Consider the following 19,325-nt stretch of genomic DNA (forward strand, 5'->3'; position numbering starts at 1 on the left):
GACGCTGCGACACTGGCGGCGCCCCTCTTGCAAGAATGCCCATGTCCACGCTCTACATCGCCCATCCGGCCAGCCTCGATCACCTGACACCGCTTGGACATCCCGAACGGCCCGACCGCATCCGCGCCATCGAGCGCGCCCTGGAAAAGGAGCGCTTCACCGCGCTCGTCCGGGAGCAGGCGCCGATGGCGGAGACAGAGAGTGTCGCGCTCGCTCATCCGGAACCATACATCCTCCGGCTGCGCGAGATCAGCCCCCGAGAAGGGGTAGTCAGGATCGACGAGGACACGGTGATGTCGCCGGGAACCTACGAGGCCGCCCTGCGCGGCGCCGGCGGTGCGGTGCTGGCCGTCGACGAGGTCATGTCCGGGCGGGCGACCAACGCCTTCGTGGCCATGCGCCCGCCGGGACACCATGCCGAGCGCGTCCGAGCCATGGGGTTCTGCTTCTTCAACAACGCCGCCATCGCCGCCCGCCATGCCCAGGCGAAGCACGGTGCCGAGCGCGTCGCGATCTTCGATTGGGACGTGCATCACGGCAACGGCACGCAGGACATCCTCTGGTCGGACGCGAGCGTGCTTTATTGCTCGACCCACGAGGCGCCGCTCTATCCGGGGACCGGCGCGATCTCGGAAAGGGGCGAGCACGGCACCATCGTCAACGCCCCCTTGAGGGCCGGCGATGGCAGCGAGGCGTTCCGCGAGGCGGTGGACACCGTCATCCTCCCCCGCATCGATGCCTTCTCGCCGGACCTGATCGTGATCTCCGCCGGCTTCGATGCCCATTGGCGCGATCCGCTGGCGGGCCTGAACCTCACCGAATCGGATTTCGCCTGGGCGACCCAGAAGCTGATGGATCTGGCCGAGCGTCATTGCGGCCGGCGGATCGTCTCCGTTCTTGAAGGCGGCTACGACCTCGAGGGGCTCGCGAAGTCTACGGCGTTTCACCTCGATGCCCTCATGGGGCGTGAGACGGGCGCTTAGTCTTGAAGCCTTACTGTCATTCCGGGGCGGCCAAAGGCCGAGCCCGGAATCCATAAACACGTCGTTTCAAGAAAGACTGCGGAACGTCGTGCCTCTTTCGGAACCGTCAGCGGCTATGGATTCCGGGCTCGCGCCAGAGGCGCGCCCCGGAATGACAGAGTTTGAGACAGCATCTCAACACTCGATGTGTTCCTCGCCGAGCAGCTCGATGCCGAAGCCGGAGAGGCCCACATAGGAGCGGCTCGAGGTCGCGAGATTGCGGATGGAGGCGACGCCGAGGTCCTTCAGGATCTGCGCGCCGAGGCCGATCTCGCGCCACTGGCTCGAGCGCATGGTCTCCGAAGCCGACTCCTCGTGCTCCGAAAAGGACGTGGTCGGCACGCCCGCGGTTCCGTCGCGCAGATAAACCAGGACGCCCCTGCCCTCCTTGACGAAACGCTGCAGGGCCGCGTTCACCGTCTTGCCGCCCTCGAACACGTCGGTGAGCGCATTGGCGCGGTGCAGGCGCACGGGGATGTTCGTGCCGTCGCCGATCCGACCGTGGACAAGCGCCATGTGCTGCACGCTGTCGAAGGGGGTCGAATAGGCATAGCCGGTGAACGGCCCCCACTCGGTCTCGACCGGAAACGTCCCGATGCGCTCCACGAGCTTCTCGCGTGCCTGGCGATAGGCGATGAGATCGGCGACCGAGATGCGCCGCAAGCTGTGCTTCTCGGCGAAGGCGTCGATCTGCACGCCCTTCATCACCGTGCCGTCATCGTTGGCGAGTTCGCAGATCACGCCAACGGGCGGCAGGTTGGCGAGCTTGCACAGGTCGACGGCCGCTTCCGTGTGGCCCGAGCGCATGAGCACGCCGCCGTCCTTGGCGATCAGCGGGAAGACGTGGCCGGGACGGACGAAATCGGCCGCGCCCATGTTGTGGTTGGCGAGCGCGCGTACGGTGTTCGAGCGCTGCTCGGCGGAGATGCCGGTGGTCAGCCCATGCTTCACGTCGACCGTGACGGTGAAGGCGGTGCCCAGCGGCGCGTCGTTCGAGGCGACCATCGGATCGAGGCGCAGGCGGCGGGCTTCCGCGACGGTGAGCGGTGCGCAGACGATGCCGCAGGTGTTGCGGATGATGAAGGCCATCTTTTCCGGCGTGCAGAGCGAGGCTGCGACGATCAGGTCGCCCTCGTTCTCGCGGTCGTCGTCGTCCGTGACGATGACGATTTCACCGCGAGCGAAAGCCTCGATGGCTTCGGTGACGGAATGGGACATCAGGGTCTCCTGAGCGGATGCGGGCAGAAAATCGTTCGGGGTGACGGCTCCGCGGGTTTCACGGGCGATCAATTGCGCCGTGTCGCGGGACAGCCAAGCCTGGGCCGAGTTGCACAGCTGGGTCACGGCGCCGGGCGTGACGCCGATCCGCCGCGCGAATTCCACGCGCGACATGCCATTGCGGGATAGCCACTGAGCCAGTCTCATGCCCGGAGGTTTAGTCGAAGAGAGGATTTTAGTAAAACTAAAATTTGCTGACCGCGCTTTGCATAAATGCCTTTAGCAGAACAGCAAGCTCACCCTCCGAACGGCCAGGGTGCGCTCTCGCCCACCTGTCCGCGATGGCGCAGGAACTGGTCGGCCAGGACGCAGGCGACCATGGCCTCGCCCACCGGCACGGCCCGGATGCCGACGCATGGGTCGTGCCGGCCCTTGGTCCGGACCTCGGCCTCGCCTCCCGAGCGGGTGACGCTGGCGCGGGGGGTGAGGATCGAGGAGGTCGGCTTCACCGCGAAGCGGCACACCACGGGCTGGCCGGTGGAGATGCCGCCGAGCACGCCGCCGGCATGGTTCGAGAGGAAGGTCGGCGCACCCCGGTTGCCCGGGCGCATCTCGTCCGCATTCTCCTCGCCGCGGAGCGTCGCCGCCGCGAAGCCGTCGCCGATCTCGACACCCTTGACCGCGTTGATCGACATCAGCGCCGCGGCGAGTTCCCCATCGAGCTTGCCGTAGATCGGCGCGCCGAGGCCCGCCGGCACGCCTTCGGCCACGATCTCGAGCACGGCGCCGATGGAGGAGCCGTGCTTGCGCAGGCCGTCGAGATATTCCTCGTAGAATTGCGCCGCCTTCGCATCGGGGCAGAAGAAGGGGTTGCGGGAAATCTCGTCCCAATCCCAGTTGCCGCGGTCGATGGCATGCGGGCCCATCTGCACGAGGGCTCCGCGGATCGTGACGCCGGGCAGAACCTTTCGGGCGATGGCGCCTGCGGCCACGCGGGCTGCCGTCTCGCGGGCCGAAGAGCGGCCGCCGCCGCGATAATCGCGGATGCCGTATTTCACGTCGTAAGTGAAATCGGCGTGGCCGGGACGATAGGAGTTCTTGATCTCCGAATAATCCTTGGAGCGCTGGTCCACGTTCTCGATCAGGAGCGCGATAGGCGTGCCGGTGGTGACCTGCCTGCCCGTGCGCTCGTCGGTGAACACGCCGGAGAGGATCTTCACCTGGTCGGGCTCCTGGCGCTGCGTCGTGAAGCGCGACTGGCCCGGCCGGCGCCGGTCGAGCTCTCCTTGAATCTCCTCCACCTCGAGGGGAATCATGGGCGGGCAGCCGTCGACCACGCAGCCGAGCGCGGGGCCATGGCTCTCGCCGAAGGTGGTGACGCGGAACAGGTGGCCGAACGTGTTGTGGGACATGGCGCTTCTTCAGGGTTCAAGGCGTCTTAGAACCAAAGCGCTCCGGTGTCACGCTTGGCCAGCACCTGTGGGCCCGCAGCGATGTGCTGCGAGCCTTTGGGTAATCGAGGGTGGCGCGAAGGGCGGCCCGGCTCGATGATGCATGGTGTGAAATGGAAGAGCCGGGAGGCCGCTTCGCGCACGGCTTTTTTAGGCGGACAGGCGGTGCCGGTTCGGCGACTGCGCCAGGCGGGAACCGCAAGGTCAGCGGGGGCCTGGGACCAATCCCTATTCAGCGGCACGCAGCCTGGGCCTCCCGTCGACAGGTTTGCGAGACCTGTCACGGGACCGTGCCTGCTCCCACACTGCGACGCCTCGCGAGCGCGCCCCTCGTCAGGAGCAGATCTTGCGCAAGGGTATAGCTAAGATTGGTAATGATGTCAAGAACAAAGTGAGAACATAACGTTGCCCGCGCTCTTCCGCTCGCCCCTCTCGTCGCCCTCTCGTCACACTCCCACTGTCATGGCCGGCCTTGTGCCGGCCATCCCGACTCGAAGAGCGCCGCGCCTCTCGCATCGGGATCACCGGCACGAGGCCGGTGATGACGTGGGTGGGTGAGGCGAACCGTCAGTGTCATGCTTGGCCAGAGCGCAGCCATCGGAGGGGAAGGGAATCCATTGACCCGCCGAGCCTGTGAGGGGATCCCCTTCCCGGCCTTACGGCCGCCGGGGATGACACTCGGGTCTCTCCTCCCCTGATGGGAGTGAGAGTTTGAGGTTTTCAGGACAGGGCACCACCTGCCCCTGACAAAAGCGTCAATCGCAGCACCCTCTCCGACACCGACCTTTCCCTCACCCCGACCCTCTCCCGGCCGGGAGAGGGAGAAGGCCGCGAGATTCATTCCGCCCTGCGGCTGCGGTGAATGACACCCACATCTTGTCAAATCTCGATCGAGCTTCCGATCTCAACCACCTGCGAGGCCGGGATGCAGAAATAATCCGCCGTCAGCTCGGCGTTCCGGTTGAGCATGGCGAAGATCACCTCGCGCCAGAAAGCCATGCCGGCAAGCGTGCGCGTCGCGACGACCGTCTGGCGGCCGACGTAATAGGTGATGGTGTCCGGGTCGAGATCGGGCAGGTCGAGGCGGGCGGCCGCAAAGCGCAACGTCGCCGGCACATTGGGCTTTTCGGTAAAGCCCAGACGCAGGACGAGGCGCTGGACGCCCTCCCCGATCGGGATCAGGTGAAGGCGGGCCTCGTCCGCGACAGTAGGCTCGTCGGTAACCACCACGGAGACGAGGAACACGCTCTCGTGCAGCACCCGGTTGTGCTTCAGGTGATGCAGGAGGGTGCCGGGAATCCCGTTGGGCGATGCGGACATGACCACCGCCGTTCCCGGAATCCGGATCGGCGGCTTCTCCTCGAGCAGATGGAGGAACTCCCGCGTCGACATGCGTAAGTGCGTGCGTGCGCGCTGGACGAGCTGCTGTCCCTTGCGCCAGGTCAGCATCATGAAGGCCACGGTCGATGCGATGAGAAGCGGGAACCAGCCGCCGTCGAGCAGCTTGGTCGTGTTCGCGGCGAAGAAGACGAGATCGACCAGCAGCAGGAAACCGTTCAGCAGATAGACCAGCACGGGCCGGTGGCCCCAGTGCAGGGCGACGAAGGTCGCCAGGATCGTGGTGATCACCATGTCGAGCGAGACCGCAAGGCCATAGGCGCCGGCAAGGTTGCTCGACGATCCGAAGCCGAGGACGGCCGCGAAGGTCAGCAGGGCGAGGGCCCAGTTCACGAACGGCACATAGACATGCCCACGCTCGTGGGTCGACGTGTGGATGACCCGCATCCGGGGCAGGAAGCCGAGCTGGATCGCCTGCTGCGTCAGGGAGAAGGCCCCGGTGATCACCGCCTGAGAGGCGATGACGGTGGCGAGCGTCGCCAGGACGACCAGCGGATAATGCGCCCAGTCCGGCGCCAGGTGGTAGAACGGGCTCTCCAGGGATTCGGGATGGGTCAGGAGCAGGGCTCCCTGGCCGAAATAATTCAGCATCAGGGCAGGCAGAACGACGAAGAACCAGGCCATCCGGATCGGGACGGGACCGAAATGGCCGAGATCCGCGTAGAGGGCCTCGCCGCCCGTCACGGTGAGAAACACGGCCGCGAGGACGGCAAGCGTCACCGCCACATCCGTATGGATCATGAAGGAGAGCGCATAAACCGGGTTGATCGCGGCCACCACTCCGGGCGCGGCGACGATGCTGCCGAGCCCGAGCAGGCCGAGAACCGAGAACCAGATCAGCATGAACGGTCCGAAGATCCGGCCGATCCGGCCAGTGCCCATGCGCTGCACGGAAAACAGCGCCACCAGAATGGCGATGGTGATCGGCAGCACGTAAGGCTCGAACTGCTCGGAACCGACGGCGAGGCCTTCGACGGCGCTCAGGACGGAAATGGCGGGCGTGATCGCGCCGTCCGCGTAGAGCAAGGCAGTGCCCACAAGGCCGAACACCGCCAGGTAGACGCGCCAGGAACCGGGCTGAATGCGCCGTACGCCCAGAAGGGCGAGCAGCGCGATGATGCCGCCCTCGCCGCGATTGTCGGCGCGGAGGATGAACAGGCAGTACTTGACCGAAATGACGATGAAGAGTGCCCACAGGATGAGGGACAGAACCCCCATCACAGTCTCTCGCGACAGGACGCCGTGGCCTGCGGCCATGGCCGCCTCCCTCAGCGCGTAGAGCGGGCTGGTGCCGATATCGCCGAACACGACTCCCAGGGCGCCGAGGACGACCGCCCGCGAGGCGATTCCGGCTCTGCTGTCGTCGGCATGGGCGTCAGCGACTGTGGCCATGACGGTCCAAATGCTCGGCGCGCATTCTCATGCGCTCGGGTATCGTGTGAGATGATACTGCCGAGTTACGCGACAAGGGGCAGGAGCTTCCTGCGGCGAGCTTATTTTCCCGCCGCGCAGGTCAGCCGTAGGGAAAGCAGTGGCTGCGGTCGAGATTGAGGCCGAAATGCTGGCCCAGCCTGGCGATGGCTCCCTCGTGCTCCGGATAGGGATCGCGGTTCGAGGACCCGACGATGATGATCCTGAAGCCGGGATCGTATTGCCCGCCCGGCGGCAGCATCGCGGTGGCGAGCGTATTTCCCTCCACGTCGCGCAGGGTCATGAACAGGGGCATGACGCGCCGCACGTGGTCCTTCAGGCCGATGTTCTGTTCGACGAAGGAGCGCCCGGCCGATTGGTAGCTGTCCGTCGCGGCTTCCCAGGCATGCCGGAAATGCTTCTCGACGGCGTGGCTCATGGAATCGGATTCGAAAGCGGCCTCGCCTTCGGTCTCGATCCGGAACCAGCTCTTCCCTCCGGGTGCGTCGCAGATGTATTGCATGTCTATCAACGCGCAAGTGCGGCGAAGGTTATCGCAACGATACGATTACACCCAGCGGTGACTGCGCCCCTCGATCACGAGCACTCGGCCCTGCCAGATATCCAGGCTCGCCGCCTGTCTTGAGGAAACGCCGCAGGCGATGGAGAGGAACGCGCGGGCGACGCCGCCATGGGCCACCACCACCGTGTCGCGGGTGAGGTCGTCGAGGAACGGGCGGGTGCGTTCGACCAGCATGGCATAGCTTTCGCCGCCGCCGGGCGGGGCGTAGTGCCACTTGTCCTGCTCGCGAAGCGCTGCGAGCTGCGGCTCCGCCTTGCGCACTTCCTTCCAGGTCATGCCCTCCCAGACGCCGAAGGTCAGCTCGACCAGGCGCTCGTCGAGCTTGTAGGATTCCGGGTGAAGGCCGAGGGTCTCGCGCAGGATCTCCATGGTCTCGCGGGTGCGGGTCATGGGGCTCGCGATATAGGCGAGATCCTCCACGTGGGGGGCGAGCGCCTGGAGGCGGCGCCCCGCCTCCTCGGCCTGGACGCGGCCGACATCGTTGAGCGGAATGTCCTTCTGCCCCTGGAGCCTGCCTTCGAGGTTCCAGTCCGTCTCGCCGTGGCGAATGAAGTAGATCGTCGGTCGAGACGCGGTCACAGCTTCAAGTCCGGTTGTCGAGTTCAGTCTTTGTCGAGCGACAGATCCGGCGCTTCCGGGTTCTTCATGCCGACCACGTGGTAGCCCGCATCCACATGCAGGATCTCGCCGGTCATGCCGCGCGACATGTCGGAGACGAGGTAGGCCGCCGTCTCTCCGACCTCCTCGATGGTGACCGTGCGCCGCAGGGGCGAGTTGTACTCGTTCCACTTCAGAATGTAGCGGAAATCGCCGATGCCGGAGGCGGCGAGCGTCTTGATGGGACCTGCCGAGATCGCGTTGACGCGGATGTTCTTGGGGCCCAGGTCGGCGGCGAGATAGCGCACCGAGGCCTCGAGCGCGGCCTTGGCGACGCCCATGACGTTGTAGTGCGGCATCCATTTCTCGGCGCCGTAATAGGTGAGCGTGAGCAGCGAGCCGCCGGCGTTCATCAGCTTCTCGGCGCGCTGGGCGATCGCCGTGAAGGAATAGCACGAGATCAGCAGAGACTTGGTGAAGTTGCCCTCGGATGTCTCCACATAGCGGCCGGTGAGCTCGTCCTTGTCCGAGAAGGCGATGCAATGGACCACGAAGTCGATGGAGCCCCAGAGGCGGCGCACCTCCTCGAAAACGGCATCGATGGTGGCGCCGTCCGTCACGTCGCAATGGCCGACGACCGCAGCGTCGAGCTCCTTCGCCAGGGGCTCCACGCGTTTTTTAAGCGCATCGCCCTGATAGGTGAAGGCGAGTTCCGCCCCGTGCTGGCGCGCCGCTTGGGCGATGCCCCAGGCAATGGAACGATTATTCGCCACGCCCATGATCAAGCCGCGCTTGCCGGCCAGAATGCCGGGGGCCTTTGTCTCCGCCATGGTTCACCTAGATCGTCGCTGGACAGGTCAATAAGGAACGGCCTCTTTAACCGACCCGGCGACCACGGGGAAGCCCTGTTCGGAAGGCTGGTTCACAATGTCTTCGGCGACGCCTCCACCGAGCAAAGCGCCTTTCCCCTCCCCCTTGTGGGGAGGGTCAGGGTGGGGGTGTGAGCGATAGCCTATCAAGGTCCGGCGCCGACACCCCCACCTCCAACTCCTCCCCACAAGGGGGAGGAGGGCTTTCCCGGGCCAGCATCCAAGCGCGAACTTTCCAAAGCCCGCACCCTACTTCGCTTTCGCGGAAGTGCGCCTGCGGGCGTAGTCCATCAGGTCCTCGTCGATGACCTCCGGCAGCCTGATCTCGGTGGTGACCAGGAGGTCGCCATGGCCGGTCTTGGTGGGCAGGCCCTTGCCGCGCAGGCGGAAGGTGCGGCCGGAATTGGTCAGCGGCGGGATCTTCATCTCGACCGAGCCCGTCAGGGTCGGCACGCGCACGGAGCCGCCGAGGACGGCCTCCTCGATCTCGACGGGCAGCCGCAGACGCAGGTCCGAGCCCTCGGTGGTGAAGCGCTCATGGGGCGCAAACGCGATGGTCAGGAGCGCATCGCCGGGATCGATGCCGGGGGCGCCCTGGCCTAAGCCGCGCAGGCGGATCACCTGGCCGTCGCTCACGCCCTTGGGAATGACCACGTCCACGTCGCGGCCGGTCGAGAGCCGCAGGCGCTTCTTGGCCTCCTGCGCCACGTCCTCCAGGGTCACGGTCAGGGTGGCGGCGACGTCTTCGCCCTTCATCTTCTGGCCGCGACTGCGGCTCTGGCGCGTGCCCTCGCCGCCGGCCGAGCGGAAGGCCTCGCCGAAGAGCTGGGAGAACACGTCGTCGCCGAGATCGGCGCCGAAGCCGCCGCTCTTCGCCCGCCGGGAGCCCCCGCCGAAGCCGGAAAAGCCGCTGAACCCGGAATAGTCCTCGGACCGGGCGCCGCCGCGTCCGCCGCCGAAGCCCTCGAAGCCCTGGAAGCGCGGCTTGCCCTCGGCATCGATCTCGCCGCGGTCGAACTGCGCGCGCTTGGTTGCGTCGCCGAGAATCTCGTAGGCCGAGTTCGCCTCCGCGAACTTGTCCTTGGCCTTGGGGTCGTTCGTGTTGCTGTCCGGATGATAGGTCTTGGCAAGCTTGCGGAACGCCTTCTTGATCTCCGCTTCGCTCGCGGAGCGGGATACGCCTAGAACGTCGTAGGGGTTGCGCATTGTGGAATCCTGGAGCCGTCAGATTGGGAGCTTTAGCATCGGACCCAAAAGTGGATTTGCACTTTTGGGATCCTTCCGATGCTCATCTTCTGAGCTGGCGCATCGTTCGGATCGGAAAACCGGATCCACTTTTCCGCACGATGCGCTGAAGCTCAACGGGTTTGACGGTCATATGGGCAAAGTGTTGCCCGTTTGCAACGCCCTTTTCGCGAGACCTAGGCTTTGGCAGCGCCCTTCGTCGGCTTGATCTCCTTGATCGCCCACTCGCCTCCGGAGGGGCGGCAGGCCATGCCCCGCAGGGCGGATGCGGAGGGACTGCTGAGATGGGCGGAGAAGTCCCGGCAGATCTCGTCGTCCTTGACGAAGGGCGCGCCGGTCGGCGTAAAAGTGCCCTTCCGGGTGCTGGCGGGGTTGTCCCACGACACCTGGGTGCCGGGTCCCTGGGGATCGAGAGCCACCGCGAGGGCAGCCTTGGCCCTCCTCCAATCCTCTTCGTCGAGGTCTGCGGAAAGGTGGGTGACGGCCCTGGTGGCGATGGCGCCGGTCGACTTCGGCTCGTCCTCGTCGAGGCCCGAGAGGCCGAAGGAATAGCTGCATGCGCTCGCAGACAACGCAATCAAGCCGACCGCCACCAGCTTCATGGCTTCGCTCAGGACGGCATCTGATCTATAACGGCGCGCATTGATCCACGTCACGCGTCGGGTCCCCAAAACCTAATGTCACAGGACGAGATAAGCAGTGAACCCGTTAACAACCGGTGACTTTACCGAGTCGGAAGAGCCCTTCACCCTGTTCAAGGCCTGGATGGCCGAGGCCGAGGCCTCAGAGCCCAACGACCCCAACGCCATGGCGCTCGCCACCGTGGACGAGACCGGGCTGCCGAACGTGCGCATGGTGCTGCTGAAGGGCGCGGACGAGAACGGCTTCGTGTTCTACACCAACACGGAATCCAACAAGGGCCGGGAATTGCTGGGGCAGAGGAAGGCCGCGATCGTGCTCCATTGGAAGAGCCTGCGCCGCCAGGTGCGCGCCCGCGGGCCGATCACCCTGGTGAGCGAGGCCGAGGCCGACGCCTATTTCCAGAGCCGCCCCCGCGACAGCCGCATCGGCGCCTGGGCGAGCCAGCAATCGCGCCCGCTCGAGAGCCGCTTCGCCCTGGAGAAGGCGGTAGCGCTCAACACGGCGAAATACGCCATCGGCGAGGTGCCGCGCCCACCCTACTGGACGGGCTTCCGCATCGCGCCGGTCTCCATCGAGTTCTGGCAGGACAAGCCGTTCCGCCTCCACGATCGCGCGGTCTTCAGCCGCGAGGGCGAGGGCTGGCGCAAGGTGCGGCTTTATCCCTGAGATGCAGCGTTACGCCATAGACCCTGCGACGCAACCGGTCTAAGGGTCTGGCCCCTCACACGAGAAACCCGATGTCCTCCTCCCCCAGCAATTCCCGCCGCATCATGCTGCTCACCGGCGCCAGCCGGGGGATCGGGCATGCCACGGTCAAACGCTTCTCCGCGGCCGGGTGGCGGGTCATCACCTGCTCCCGTCACGGTTTTCCGGAGAACTGCCCGTGGGAGATGGGGCCGGAGGACCATCTCCAGGTCGACCTCTCGAATGCCGAGGACACCCTGCGCGCCATCGCCGAGGTGAAGGAGCGGCTCGCCGTCGAGGGCGGCTGCCTGCATGCGCTCGTCAACAATGCGGGCATCTCGCCGAAGGGTCCGGGGGGCTCGCGGCTCGGGGCGGTCGACACCCGCTACGAGGATTGGCTGCAGGTCTTCCAGGTCAATTTCTTCGCCTCGATCATGCTGGCCCGCGGCCTCCAGGACGAGTTGACGAAGGCCAAGGGCTCGGTGGTCAACGTGACCTCCATCGCGGGCTCCCGCGTCCACCCCTTCGCAGGCGCGGCCTATGCCACCTCGAAGGCGGCGCTCGCCGCGCTGACCCGCGAGATGGCTGCCGATTTCGGGCCGCTCGGGGTGCGCGTGAATGCCATCTCCCCCGGCGAGATCGACACCGCGATCCTGTCGCCGGGAACCGAGAAGATCGTCGAGCAGCTGCCGCTGCGGCGGCTCGGCACGCCCGACGAGGTCGCCAAGGCGATCTATTTCCTCTGCACCGACGCGAGTTCCTACGTCACCGGCGCGGAACTCCACATTAATGGCGGCCAGCACGTCTGACACATCCTGCGCAAAGGTGACCCATGCTCCCGCGCCTTGCCCCGAGCCGGGCACGATGCTTTCCGCCTCTCCTCGCGGCGGCGCTGATCCTCTGCGCCGCATCGGCTCTCGGTCAGGAGGAACCAGAGAAGAACCCCTTCGCCGATCCGGACATGAAGCCGACCTACACGCCGCAATGCCATGAGGTTCGCGCGTTGACCCAGGACCGGGAGACGGGCGCGACCCGCATCGACTTCAGCGTCACCGGACCCCTCGCCCTCGTCCATTTCGACGGCACCCTCGCCTATCTCGGCCTGTGCGGCACGCCGCCCGACCCGAAGGTGCTCTGCGTCACCTACCAGACCAACGACCTGAAGGTGGGCGACGTGGTGACGGTCACCGGCGGCTACAGCCGCCCGAACCCCGACTTCATCGTCCTCGATCCGTGTCTGGCGCAGCGGCCGGACGAGCCGGCGCAATAGGAAGCCTCACGCCGCCTGCGCGGGCCGAGCCATTACCGCATTACGACGGCAGGTTGCGCCTCTCTCCGCTCTCCCAGACAGGGAGGGGGATAAGTGAATCGTCCGGCACGTTCGAGAGAGGAAATCAACCTCAAAGCCTTACCACGTAATGATTTGAACGTAGTGAATCGTCTAAAGGAAATCGGGCTTTTGTGCCCTCCTTCAGCCCTTTCGGGCTTCATCGGGAAAGACTGTTTTCGGGCTCAGCAAGCCGCTATGGTAGAGCTTCATTGTGGGGCGATAGAGTGGGCGAGAAAGATCACGCGAAGAGAAATGCGTCGGTGAAGCAGTGAGAGAATCCGTTCTTGGACCTCGCCCCGAACGAAAGACTTTCGATAGTGCGCTTGCGGCTTGAGCGAACAAAGGAACTGATCACGGAAGTCATCAATCTCCACGCCCAGAGACTCGCTCTTCTTCCGTCGTTTGACCAATATTTTGAGGCTCCCCCTTCGGCTCCAATCTTTACTTTCATGATGACCATAACACAGTTCGAAATTTCCCACGTTTGCCGTCTCTGGGATAAACCCGAATTATCGGGCTTTGGGTTGCCGTCCATTGCGGCACTTCTTGAAAGCCCTGAGGTTTTCGAAGTAATCGCTAAAATCGCGGAGGGCAAGACGCCCGAGTCTCCTGAGAATCCAGCGAAGATCGAACGGCTTCGAACTGCCATTGAAGCCATAAATGAAGCAGAAAATTCAGAGGAGATACAGCGTGTTCGGAACCACCGAAATAAATTCATTGCCCACCCTGTAGTTAAAACGCGCGAAGAGCGCAGGAGATCATATGAAATTGCTCGTACTGACGATACGGAATTTCTGATCAACACGGCCATCCGCGCCGCTTCAACTTTAGCTTGGGCTGAGTCGGGTGAGGAACTTGATTATTCTCTTGTTCAGCATCAAGCTCGGGCCGAAGCAAATGACTTCTTCGGTAAAGTTGTTTGGCCCAAGCCTGATCATTGATAACTTTCAGAGCTATCCTTACCCTATGACCTACTCCCGCGACACCGCCGCCACCTCCGAGCTCACCGGGGTTGATGCGGCTTGCATGCTAAGATCTCCAAGCGTTTGATCTCAAATGGATCAACGAAGAGGTCAGGCGCTCGCTGGCTCAAAGCCACAGCGACCTTGCCGGCAAGATGAGCATTCCGAGCTTCTTCATCCGGGAACGCGTCAAAAATCGCAAAAGTGTTGTGATCAAACCGCACAGCATACCAAGTTGTCGTGCCTGGCTCCTCCTCAACGAGCGGCAAGGCCGAACGGAGAAACTCCGCAGCTTCTTCCTCTTTTCCTGATTGGGCTTCTAAGGGCACATACAAAGCGAGCTTGGTCATGCCGGGATCACTTTCGTTGCAAGGTAGGAACCGCTGGACTGGATATGGAGCAATCACCAGCGATACCTAGACTGACCAAGCCTCTGCCGCCGCAACACCCGACGCTTCCCAGGTGTTTTTCTTTCGCAGTCGGCAGTTCCCGAGGGAATTACCGACAGCTGAGCGCCCTACCCTCATTGATGCCAAATGTCAGATAATGCTGGACGCCGGAGGCGATTTCGCCGCGCCTGACAGCTCGGAGGACGTCCGGATTGCAACGCAAATACTCGCGTTCATTGAACGCATACCTACCATCTCGGGACCTGGGACCGCGCTCTTCGTAGCCATAATCCCGCTGTCTGTATCTGGGACCTCTCTCCTCGTACCTATAGTCGCGCTCTCTGTATCTGGGGCCGGGCTCCCTATAATCGTAGTCGGGGTTCTCGTAGCCGTAACCTGGGCGACCGTAAGGTTGAGCTGATGTTGGGGCCGTTGAGGCGATAAGGGTGAGCCCCAAAGCTGCCAGTGTACAAAGCGCCTTCATAGTGCGTGTTCTCCTCGTCGAGAAAGAACCGCTTCAGGGGAAAGTTGGTTCAAGCGTCGGCGAGACCATGCAGAAGCTGGAAGACGCCCGCAGCCCATGGACCATCTGGCCTAAATGAAAGCCTGACGAAAGAGCGTCGCAGGTTTTTGACCTGCGACGCTCCGAGCTGGGTTACCAGCTTTCCAGGGGTTCGATGGGACCAAGGGGGGCTTCGCCGTAAGCGGGCATGATGACGGGTCCACCACCCGAACCAGGGGGCGTTCCACAAAACGGAGGTTCGCCGCCGCCATGACCGTCATCGCTCGGGAACCAGGACGACAGATCCTCTAACAGGTGTGACAACGGTCCGCCGTATAGCGGACCCACGTCGCCGCCAGGACCGCCGTTCGGTTCCACCGGTATGGGTTCTCCCGGATTGGGTTCTCCCACAGCAATTCCAGGCGGTTCGTTGCCGCTCGAGTCGTAAGGGATGTTGTAGCCGTTCATGAGACGTCCTTTCCAGTAAGGCTGCGCGGTTCCGCCGAGGATGTGCTCCGACGGCGAACGGTCACTTTGGCCCACTCCGCAAAGACTGATCTGTGAGATGCGCCACAGGCGGTCGACACGCCCTGGATAAGCGGAAAAATTACGTCCTGAGCGCAAAACGGCGATATGACTTACTCCCGCGACACCACTGCCATCTCCGAGTTCACCGACCAGAAGCACATGGTCTAAGGAATGGTGGATTGAGACGGAAGCTTGTGTCCTCCTCAAGATGTCAAACGAGCCGCGGGATGCCTTCTTCAGCGACCGGAGGACCAGGCATTACGCCGCCTGCGCCGGCCACGCCCCGACATAGCGCGACTGCGGGCGGATGATCCGGCTGGTCCCGGCCTGCTCGATCGCATGGGCCGCCCAGCCTGCCGTGCGGCCGGCGGCGAAGAGCGGCGTGAAGCCCTCGCGCGGGACGCCGAGGGCATCGAGCAGGATGGCCGTATAGAATTCCACGTTGATATCGAGCCGGCGTCCGGGCTTGCGGCGCTCCAGCACCGTGAGGGCTGTGGCCTCAACAGCCTCGGCAAAGGCGATGCGGTTGTCTTGTCCCTTCAGCTTTCCGACCGCCGTTTTCAGCACATCCGCGCGCGGATCGCGCACCCGGTAGATGCGATGGCCGAAGCCCATGAGGCGCTCGCCCCGGGCCATGGCGTCGTCGAGCCAGGCCTCCGCGTTCCCGATCGAGCCGATCGCGTCGAGCATGTCGAGCACCGGGCCGGGCGCCCCGCCATGGAGCGGCCCTTTCAGCGCACAGAGCCCCGCCACCACGGCGGAGAGGAGACCGGCCTGGGTCGAGGCCACCACCCGCGCCGTGAAGGTAGAAGCGTTGAGCCCGTGGTCGATGACCGTCACGAGATAGGTGTCGAGGGCCTTTGCCTCGCCTTCTGAGACCGGCGCGTCGCGCATCATGCGCAGGATGTCGGCGGCATGACCTGCCGATGGATCGGGCGCAACCGGCGCAAGGCCCTTAGCGCCCCGCACCGCCATGGCAGCCGCGACGCCCGCTGCGCCGACGGCCAGGGCGGCATGGTCCTCCTCCGCATCGGGCAGGCTCGCCAACAGCAGCCGCATGCCTTCCACCGGCGTGAGACCGGCGAGTTGCGGAGCAAGCGGCGCGAGACGGGCGTAGGCCCTCTGCCGGGCCTCGCCCAGAAGCGCTTGCGGGCCGGTTGCGGCGTTCGCAACGAGACCGTCCCAGAGCATCGCCGTTACGTCCTCGAAATCCACATGACCGGCGAGTTCTTCGAGGTCGTGCCCGGCTATGATCAGACGGCCCGCCTCGCCATCCACATGGCTGAGAGACGTCTCAGCCGCCACCACGTCGTCGAGTCCGATTGTCATGAGTTTTCTCCTTGCTGTGGGAGAGCTTCACGCCGGACTTGCCGCGCGGTCAATCTTGAATCAACATATCAACATATGGACGCTGCATCCCTCGACCTCGCAACGGCCGAAGAGGCCTCGTCCCGCCTCGGCATCAGCCGGGCGAGCCTCTATGCCTATGTGAGTCGCGGGCTTATCCGCTCCTTCTCCTCGCCGCATGACCCGCGCCAGCGTCTCTACGCTCTCGAGGATGTGGAGACGCTGGCGGAGCGAAAGGCGCGGTTCCGCCGCCCGGCCGTCGCGGCCGCGACCGCTCTCGACTGGGGCCTGCCGGTGCTGGAGACGAGCATCACCCAGATCAGGGACGGGCGGCTCTTCTATCGCGGGCAGGACGCCATCGCCCTGGCCCGGACCGCCACGCTCGAGGACGTGGCGCAACTCCTGACCGGCGCCCTGGACGAGGAGGCTTTCCGCCGGTCCTCACGACTGCCGGTCCCGCTGCCCGGTCCCGCTTTCGGGCCTCATGACTTCGTCGCGCAGGCGATCCGCCTTCTCTCCGAGCCCGCCCCTAAGGAAACCCGGGCGGCGGAGGTGGCCGCGATCCTGCGCCTCGTCGCTGCCGCGGCCAGCGGCGCCGATCCCGTCACCGAGCCGATCCACCGCCATTTGGCCTCGGCCTGGAAGGCCCCACCACGTGCCGCCGAGGCGATCCGGCGAACGCTGGTGCTGTGCGCCGACCACGAGCTCAGCTCCTCGGCTTTCGCGGTGCGGGTCACGGCCTCGACCGGCGCGTCCCTGCGCAATGCGGTCATCGCCGGCCTCGCGGCCCTGAGCGGTCCCTATCACGGAGGCATGACGGAGAGGGCCAGGACCTTTCTCGATGCACCTGGAACATCGCCCCATCCCAGCCTCCGCCATCGCCTCTACCCGGAAGGCGACCCTCGGGCCGGGGCCGTTCTGGAGCGTGTTCCCCTGCTTGCCTCCGACGCCACGACCCTGCGGGCGATGTCCGTCGCCCCCAATGCCGGGCCCAGCATCGATGTGGCCCTCGTGATGATGGAGCGGGCCTATGGACTGCCGGTCGGCGCTGCCTTTAACCTCTTCGCGGTCGGGCGGACAGCGGGGTGGATCGCCCATGCCATCGAGCAGCGCAGCCAGGCGACACTCATCCGGCCGCGGGCTCGCTATATCGCGGCCGACGAAACTTCCGCACGGACATCCTCGTGACGAACGACCGCTTCTACCCGGCCCGTCCGATCCTCGCCGCCTCCGTCGCCGTGATCCGGGACGGGCGGATCCTGCTCGCGGCGCGCGGCAAGCCGCCGAGCGAGGGGCTGTTCTCCCTGCCGGGCGGCATGGTGGAAGTGGGCGAGACGTTGGCGGAGGCGGCCCTTCGCGAGCTGCGCGAGGAGGTCGGGGTCCAGGCCACGATGATCGGCCTGATCGCGCCTGTCGAATTCATTGAAAGGGACGGCAAAGGTCATATAAAGCATCATGTCGTCATCGCCGCCCATGCCGCCCGCTGGGTCTCCGGCGAACCCCAGACAGGTCCGGAAGCAAAGGAAATCCGTTGGGTCACGGAACGGGATATCGCCGATCTGCCGATGACGGCAGGGCTGGCCGAAATTCTGAAGCAGGTCTTCAGGCTCGCGCGGGCGGATTCACACGCATGAAGCGTGGAGCCTTGCTTCTTGCCGTCCCCGCCCTGCTGCTGGCCGCGCCCGCGCCCGCAACGGCCCAAGGCTTCTTCGAGCGGCTCTTCGGCGTCCGGCCGCAGCCGCAGCCAGGTCAGCCGGGTCAGCCGATCCCGCAGCAGCAATTCCGCACCCAGCCTCAGTTTCGTCCGCCGCCGCAGCAGCAGCGACGGCCCCAACAGCCGCAATCCCAGCGCCCCCAGCAACCGCCGCAACAGCAGGCCGAACCGGCGCCCGTGGTCGAACCGCCTCCCGCTCCCTATGAGAAGGAGCTGTTGCGGCTTGCCGAAATCATGGGGTCGCTCGCCATGCTGCGCCCGCTCTGCAGCGCCCCCGACGCGCCCGAATGGGGCCGGCGCATGCAGATCCTGCTCGAAGCCGAGGGAACGACGCCCGGCCGGCGCGAGCGGCTCGCCGGCGCCTACAACAAAGGTTATCGGGCCTATGCCCTCACCTATCGGGTCTGCACGCCGTCCGCGCAGGAGGCGTCCGTCAGGTTCTTAGGGGAAGGCGAGCAGCTCGCGCGCAGCATCACCGGGCGCTACGGCGGGTGATGCTACCGAACAATACGTGTATACACAGCGCCTTGTGAGAATCCGTCCCTCGACGAGTGTCGCGAACTTCCCTCCCCCTTGCGGGGAGGGATTAAGGCTGGGGGTCGAAAAGTCAGAGCAAAGTGCTTTCTTTAGAAGGCATCATGATCGCTACGGCGCCCCCTCTCCCGAGCGGGAGAGGGGCAGGGGTGAGGGCGGGGCGCTCGACCAGCTCGGTAACGTCGCTTCCGCTGCAGCATGTCACCCGCTGCATTTCATCCGGCATCGGCCTTCCCTCACCCCGACCCTCTCCCAACCGGGAGAGGGAGACCGCACCACTTCCGCAATCGCTCATCCAGTCGGACCACCCCTACCCGCAAGGGGGAGGGAAACAGGTGTTGCACCGACGCCTCTTATCCACATTTTTCGGGACAGCCCCTCTCGCGTTAACCTCCTTGCAAGGTGATGCTGGCGGCGGGTCGGCGCGACGTCTACAAATGATTCAACCGAACTCGCGCGCCGCCCCTTCAAAGGGGCATGGATCATGAACGAAAACGACGTCCCTCTCGACGAGCTGCCCGAACTCAGCGCCCTCAAGCAGGCGGCCCTGAGCTATGTGACGGATGCCTTCGCCGAGGCCGAGCTCGACGGGCTCGACGGCGACTGCATGGCACAGGCCGCCCTCTTCGCCGCCTTTACGGAACTCGTCGCCACCTATGGCGAAGATGCCGTTGCGGAATATGCCGCAACCCTGCCGGACAAGATCCGCACGGGGGCCTTCTCGATGGCGATGTCGCTGAAGCATTGAAACGTCTCGCAAAAGACGGGCCCATCCTGAGGCCAACTCATAAGTCATCCTGGATCCTGAGCCCTCATCCTGAGGAGCGCAGCGTCTCGAAGGACGAGGGCGCCTCCAGAGACCACTAGATCCTCCTTCGAGACGGTGCTGAATCATCTCTT

General features: G+C 64.8%; 19 protein-coding genes. 9 read left to right on the forward strand and 10 right to left on the reverse strand.

The features are described from left to right. Positions 1 to 41 precede the first annotated feature (41 nt). The gene (locus BB934_RS05585) at positions 42 to 983 is read left to right on the forward strand and encodes a histone deacetylase family protein (RefSeq protein ID WP_099508744.1); all 942 of its coding nucleotides are present in this window, start codon (positions 42 to 44) and stop codon (positions 981 to 983) included. Positions 984 to 1,157: 174 nt separating this feature from the next. Here BB934_RS05585 and ribB read toward each other — a convergent pair whose 3' ends face one another. The 8 genes from ribB to BB934_RS05625 form a co-directional block, all read right to left on the reverse strand. Next, positions 1,158 to 2,447, reverse strand: coding sequence for a 3,4-dihydroxy-2-butanone-4-phosphate synthase (gene ribB / locus BB934_RS05590; protein ID WP_099508745.1), 1,290 nt, complete (start codon positions 2,445 to 2,447; stop codon positions 1,158 to 1,160). An 89-nt stretch (positions 2,448 to 2,536) separates the two neighbouring features. Beyond that, positions 2,537 to 3,652, reverse strand: a complete 1,116-nt coding sequence (gene aroC, locus BB934_RS05595; protein WP_099508746.1) for a chorismate synthase — start codon at positions 3,650 to 3,652, stop codon at positions 2,537 to 2,539. A 918-nt stretch (positions 3,653 to 4,570) separates the two neighbouring features. Continuing rightward, positions 4,571 to 6,481 carry a potassium transporter Kup gene (locus BB934_RS05600; RefSeq protein ID WP_099508747.1) on the reverse strand — a complete coding sequence of 637 codons (1,911 nt, stop codon included), beginning with the start codon at positions 6,479 to 6,481 and terminating at the stop codon, positions 4,571 to 4,573. 121 nt (positions 6,482 to 6,602) lie between these two features. Beyond that, positions 6,603 to 7,022, reverse strand: coding sequence for a hypothetical protein (locus BB934_RS05605; RefSeq protein ID WP_099508748.1), 420 nt, complete (start codon positions 7,020 to 7,022; stop codon positions 6,603 to 6,605). 45 nt (positions 7,023 to 7,067) lie between these two features. Beyond that, positions 7,068 to 7,661, reverse strand: coding sequence for a histidine phosphatase family protein (locus tag BB934_RS05610; protein WP_099508749.1), 594 nt, complete (start codon positions 7,659 to 7,661; stop codon positions 7,068 to 7,070). Between the two features lie 23 nt (positions 7,662 to 7,684). Then, positions 7,685 to 8,509: an enoyl-ACP reductase FabI gene (gene fabI, locus BB934_RS05615; protein WP_099508750.1), complete on the reverse strand. Its 825-nt coding sequence runs from the start codon at positions 8,507 to 8,509 to the stop codon at positions 7,685 to 7,687. A gap of 288 nt (positions 8,510 to 8,797) precedes the next feature. Continuing rightward, positions 8,798 to 9,754: a DnaJ C-terminal domain-containing protein gene (locus BB934_RS05620; RefSeq protein ID WP_099508751.1), complete on the reverse strand. Its 957-nt coding sequence runs from the start codon at positions 9,752 to 9,754 to the stop codon at positions 8,798 to 8,800. Between the two features lie 215 nt (positions 9,755 to 9,969). Beyond that, positions 9,970 to 10,395, reverse strand: coding sequence for an RT0821/Lpp0805 family surface protein (locus tag BB934_RS05625; protein WP_099508752.1), 426 nt, complete (start codon positions 10,393 to 10,395; stop codon positions 9,970 to 9,972). Between the two features lie 97 nt (positions 10,396 to 10,492). Here BB934_RS05625 and pdxH point away from each other — a divergent pair, with 97 nt between their 5' ends. From pdxH to BB934_RS05645, 4 genes are all read left to right on the forward strand, one after another. Further along, a complete protein-coding gene (gene pdxH / locus BB934_RS05630) occupies positions 10,493 to 11,101 on the forward strand; it encodes a pyridoxamine 5'-phosphate oxidase (protein WP_099508753.1) in 609 nt (202 codons plus the stop codon). 104 nt (positions 11,102 to 11,205) lie between these two features. Further along, the gene (locus tag BB934_RS05635) at positions 11,206 to 11,928 is read left to right on the forward strand and encodes an SDR family NAD(P)-dependent oxidoreductase (RefSeq protein ID WP_099512644.1); all 723 of its coding nucleotides are present in this window, start codon (positions 11,206 to 11,208) and stop codon (positions 11,926 to 11,928) included. 23 nt (positions 11,929 to 11,951) lie between these two features. After that, positions 11,952 to 12,389 carry a hypothetical protein gene (locus tag BB934_RS05640; protein WP_099508754.1) on the forward strand — a complete coding sequence of 146 codons (438 nt, stop codon included), beginning with the start codon at positions 11,952 to 11,954 and terminating at the stop codon, positions 12,387 to 12,389. A gap of 344 nt (positions 12,390 to 12,733) precedes the next feature. Continuing rightward, positions 12,734 to 13,390 carry an AbiU2 domain-containing protein gene (locus BB934_RS05645; protein WP_099508755.1) on the forward strand — a complete coding sequence of 219 codons (657 nt, stop codon included), beginning with the start codon at positions 12,734 to 12,736 and terminating at the stop codon, positions 13,388 to 13,390. A gap of 62 nt (positions 13,391 to 13,452) precedes the next feature. On the opposite strand, the gene BB934_RS05650 is transcribed toward BB934_RS05645, so the two are convergent. Continuing rightward, entirely contained in the window at positions 13,453 to 13,761 is a 309-nt protein-coding gene (locus tag BB934_RS05650; RefSeq protein WP_099508756.1) for a putative quinol monooxygenase, read from the reverse strand. Between the two features lie 1,327 nt (positions 13,762 to 15,088). Beyond that, the gene (locus BB934_RS05660; RefSeq protein WP_099508758.1) at positions 15,089 to 16,159 is read right to left on the reverse strand and encodes a citrate synthase/methylcitrate synthase; all 1,071 of its coding nucleotides are present in this window, start codon (positions 16,157 to 16,159) and stop codon (positions 15,089 to 15,091) included. Positions 16,160 to 16,234: 75 nt separating this feature from the next. Between BB934_RS05660 and BB934_RS05665 the strand changes: the two genes are divergently transcribed. The 4 genes from BB934_RS05665 to BB934_RS05680 all read left to right on the forward strand — a co-directional run bounded on the left by BB934_RS05665 (position 16,235) and on the right by BB934_RS05680 (position 19,173). Continuing rightward, complete coding sequence (locus BB934_RS05665) at positions 16,235 to 17,365, forward strand: citrate synthase family protein (protein ID WP_099508759.1); 1,131 nt, start codon at positions 16,235 to 16,237, stop codon at positions 17,363 to 17,365. Beyond that, on the forward strand, positions 17,362 to 17,811 hold the full coding sequence (locus tag BB934_RS05670; protein ID WP_099508760.1) for an NUDIX hydrolase: 450 nt from the start codon (positions 17,362 to 17,364) through the stop codon (positions 17,809 to 17,811). Before BB934_RS05665 ends, BB934_RS05670 begins: the two co-directional genes overlap by 4 nt. After that, on the forward strand, positions 17,808 to 18,386 hold the full coding sequence (locus tag BB934_RS05675; RefSeq protein ID WP_099508761.1) for a TIGR02301 family protein: 579 nt from the start codon (positions 17,808 to 17,810) through the stop codon (positions 18,384 to 18,386). The genes BB934_RS05670 and BB934_RS05675 overlap by 4 nt, the downstream gene beginning before the upstream one ends. Before the next feature lie 523 nt (positions 18,387 to 18,909). Continuing rightward, on the forward strand, positions 18,910 to 19,173 hold the full coding sequence (locus BB934_RS05680; RefSeq protein WP_099508762.1) for a hypothetical protein: 264 nt from the start codon (positions 18,910 to 18,912) through the stop codon (positions 19,171 to 19,173). The last annotated feature ends 152 nt before the right edge of the window (positions 19,174 to 19,325 follow it).

It is taken from the genome of Microvirga ossetica (genome assembly GCF_002741015.1).
Classification (GTDB): Bacteria; Pseudomonadota; Alphaproteobacteria; order Rhizobiales; family Beijerinckiaceae; genus Microvirga; species Microvirga ossetica.

Bases quoted from the DNA above. Each gene is read 5' to 3' on its own strand.
- BB934_RS05585 (WP_099508744.1), top strand. From the start codon at position 42: ATGTCCACGCTCTACATCGCCCATCCGGCCAGCCTCGATCACCTGACA.
- BB934_RS05625 (WP_099508752.1), bottom strand. From the start codon at position 10,395: ATGAAGCTGGTGGCGGTCGGCTTGATTGCGTTGTCTGCGAGCGCATGC.
- fabI (WP_099508750.1), bottom strand. From the start codon at position 8,509: ATGGCGGAGACAAAGGCCCCCGGCATTCTGGCCGGCAAGCGCGGCTTG.
- ribB (WP_099508745.1), bottom strand. From the start codon at position 2,447: ATGAGACTGGCTCAGTGGCTATCCCGCAATGGCATGTCGCGCGTGGAA.
- BB934_RS05620 (WP_099508751.1), bottom strand. From the start codon at position 9,754: ATGCGCAACCCCTACGACGTTCTAGGCGTATCCCGCTCCGCGAGCGAA.
- BB934_RS05680 (WP_099508762.1), top strand. From the start codon at position 18,910: ATGAACGAAAACGACGTCCCTCTCGACGAGCTGCCCGAACTCAGCGCC.
- BB934_RS05665 (WP_099508759.1), top strand. From the start codon at position 16,235: ATGGACGCTGCATCCCTCGACCTCGCAACGGCCGAAGAGGCCTCGTCC.
- BB934_RS05635 (WP_099512644.1), top strand. From the start codon at position 11,206: ATGCTGCTCACCGGCGCCAGCCGGGGGATCGGGCATGCCACGGTCAAA.
- BB934_RS05640 (WP_099508754.1), top strand. From the start codon at position 11,952: ATGCTCCCGCGCCTTGCCCCGAGCCGGGCACGATGCTTTCCGCCTCTC.
- BB934_RS05650 (WP_099508756.1), bottom strand. From the start codon at position 13,761: ATGACCAAGCTCGCTTTGTATGTGCCCTTAGAAGCCCAATCAGGAAAA.
- BB934_RS05605 (WP_099508748.1), bottom strand. From the start codon at position 7,022: ATGCAATACATCTGCGACGCACCCGGAGGGAAGAGCTGGTTCCGGATC.
- BB934_RS05660 (WP_099508758.1), bottom strand. From the start codon at position 16,159: ATGACAATCGGACTCGACGACGTGGTGGCGGCTGAGACGTCTCTCAGC.
- BB934_RS05600 (WP_099508747.1), bottom strand. From the start codon at position 6,481: ATGGCCACAGTCGCTGACGCCCATGCCGACGACAGCAGAGCCGGAATC.
- BB934_RS05675 (WP_099508761.1), top strand. From the start codon at position 17,808: ATGAAGCGTGGAGCCTTGCTTCTTGCCGTCCCCGCCCTGCTGCTGGCC.
- aroC (WP_099508746.1), bottom strand. From the start codon at position 3,652: ATGTCCCACAACACGTTCGGCCACCTGTTCCGCGTCACCACCTTCGGC.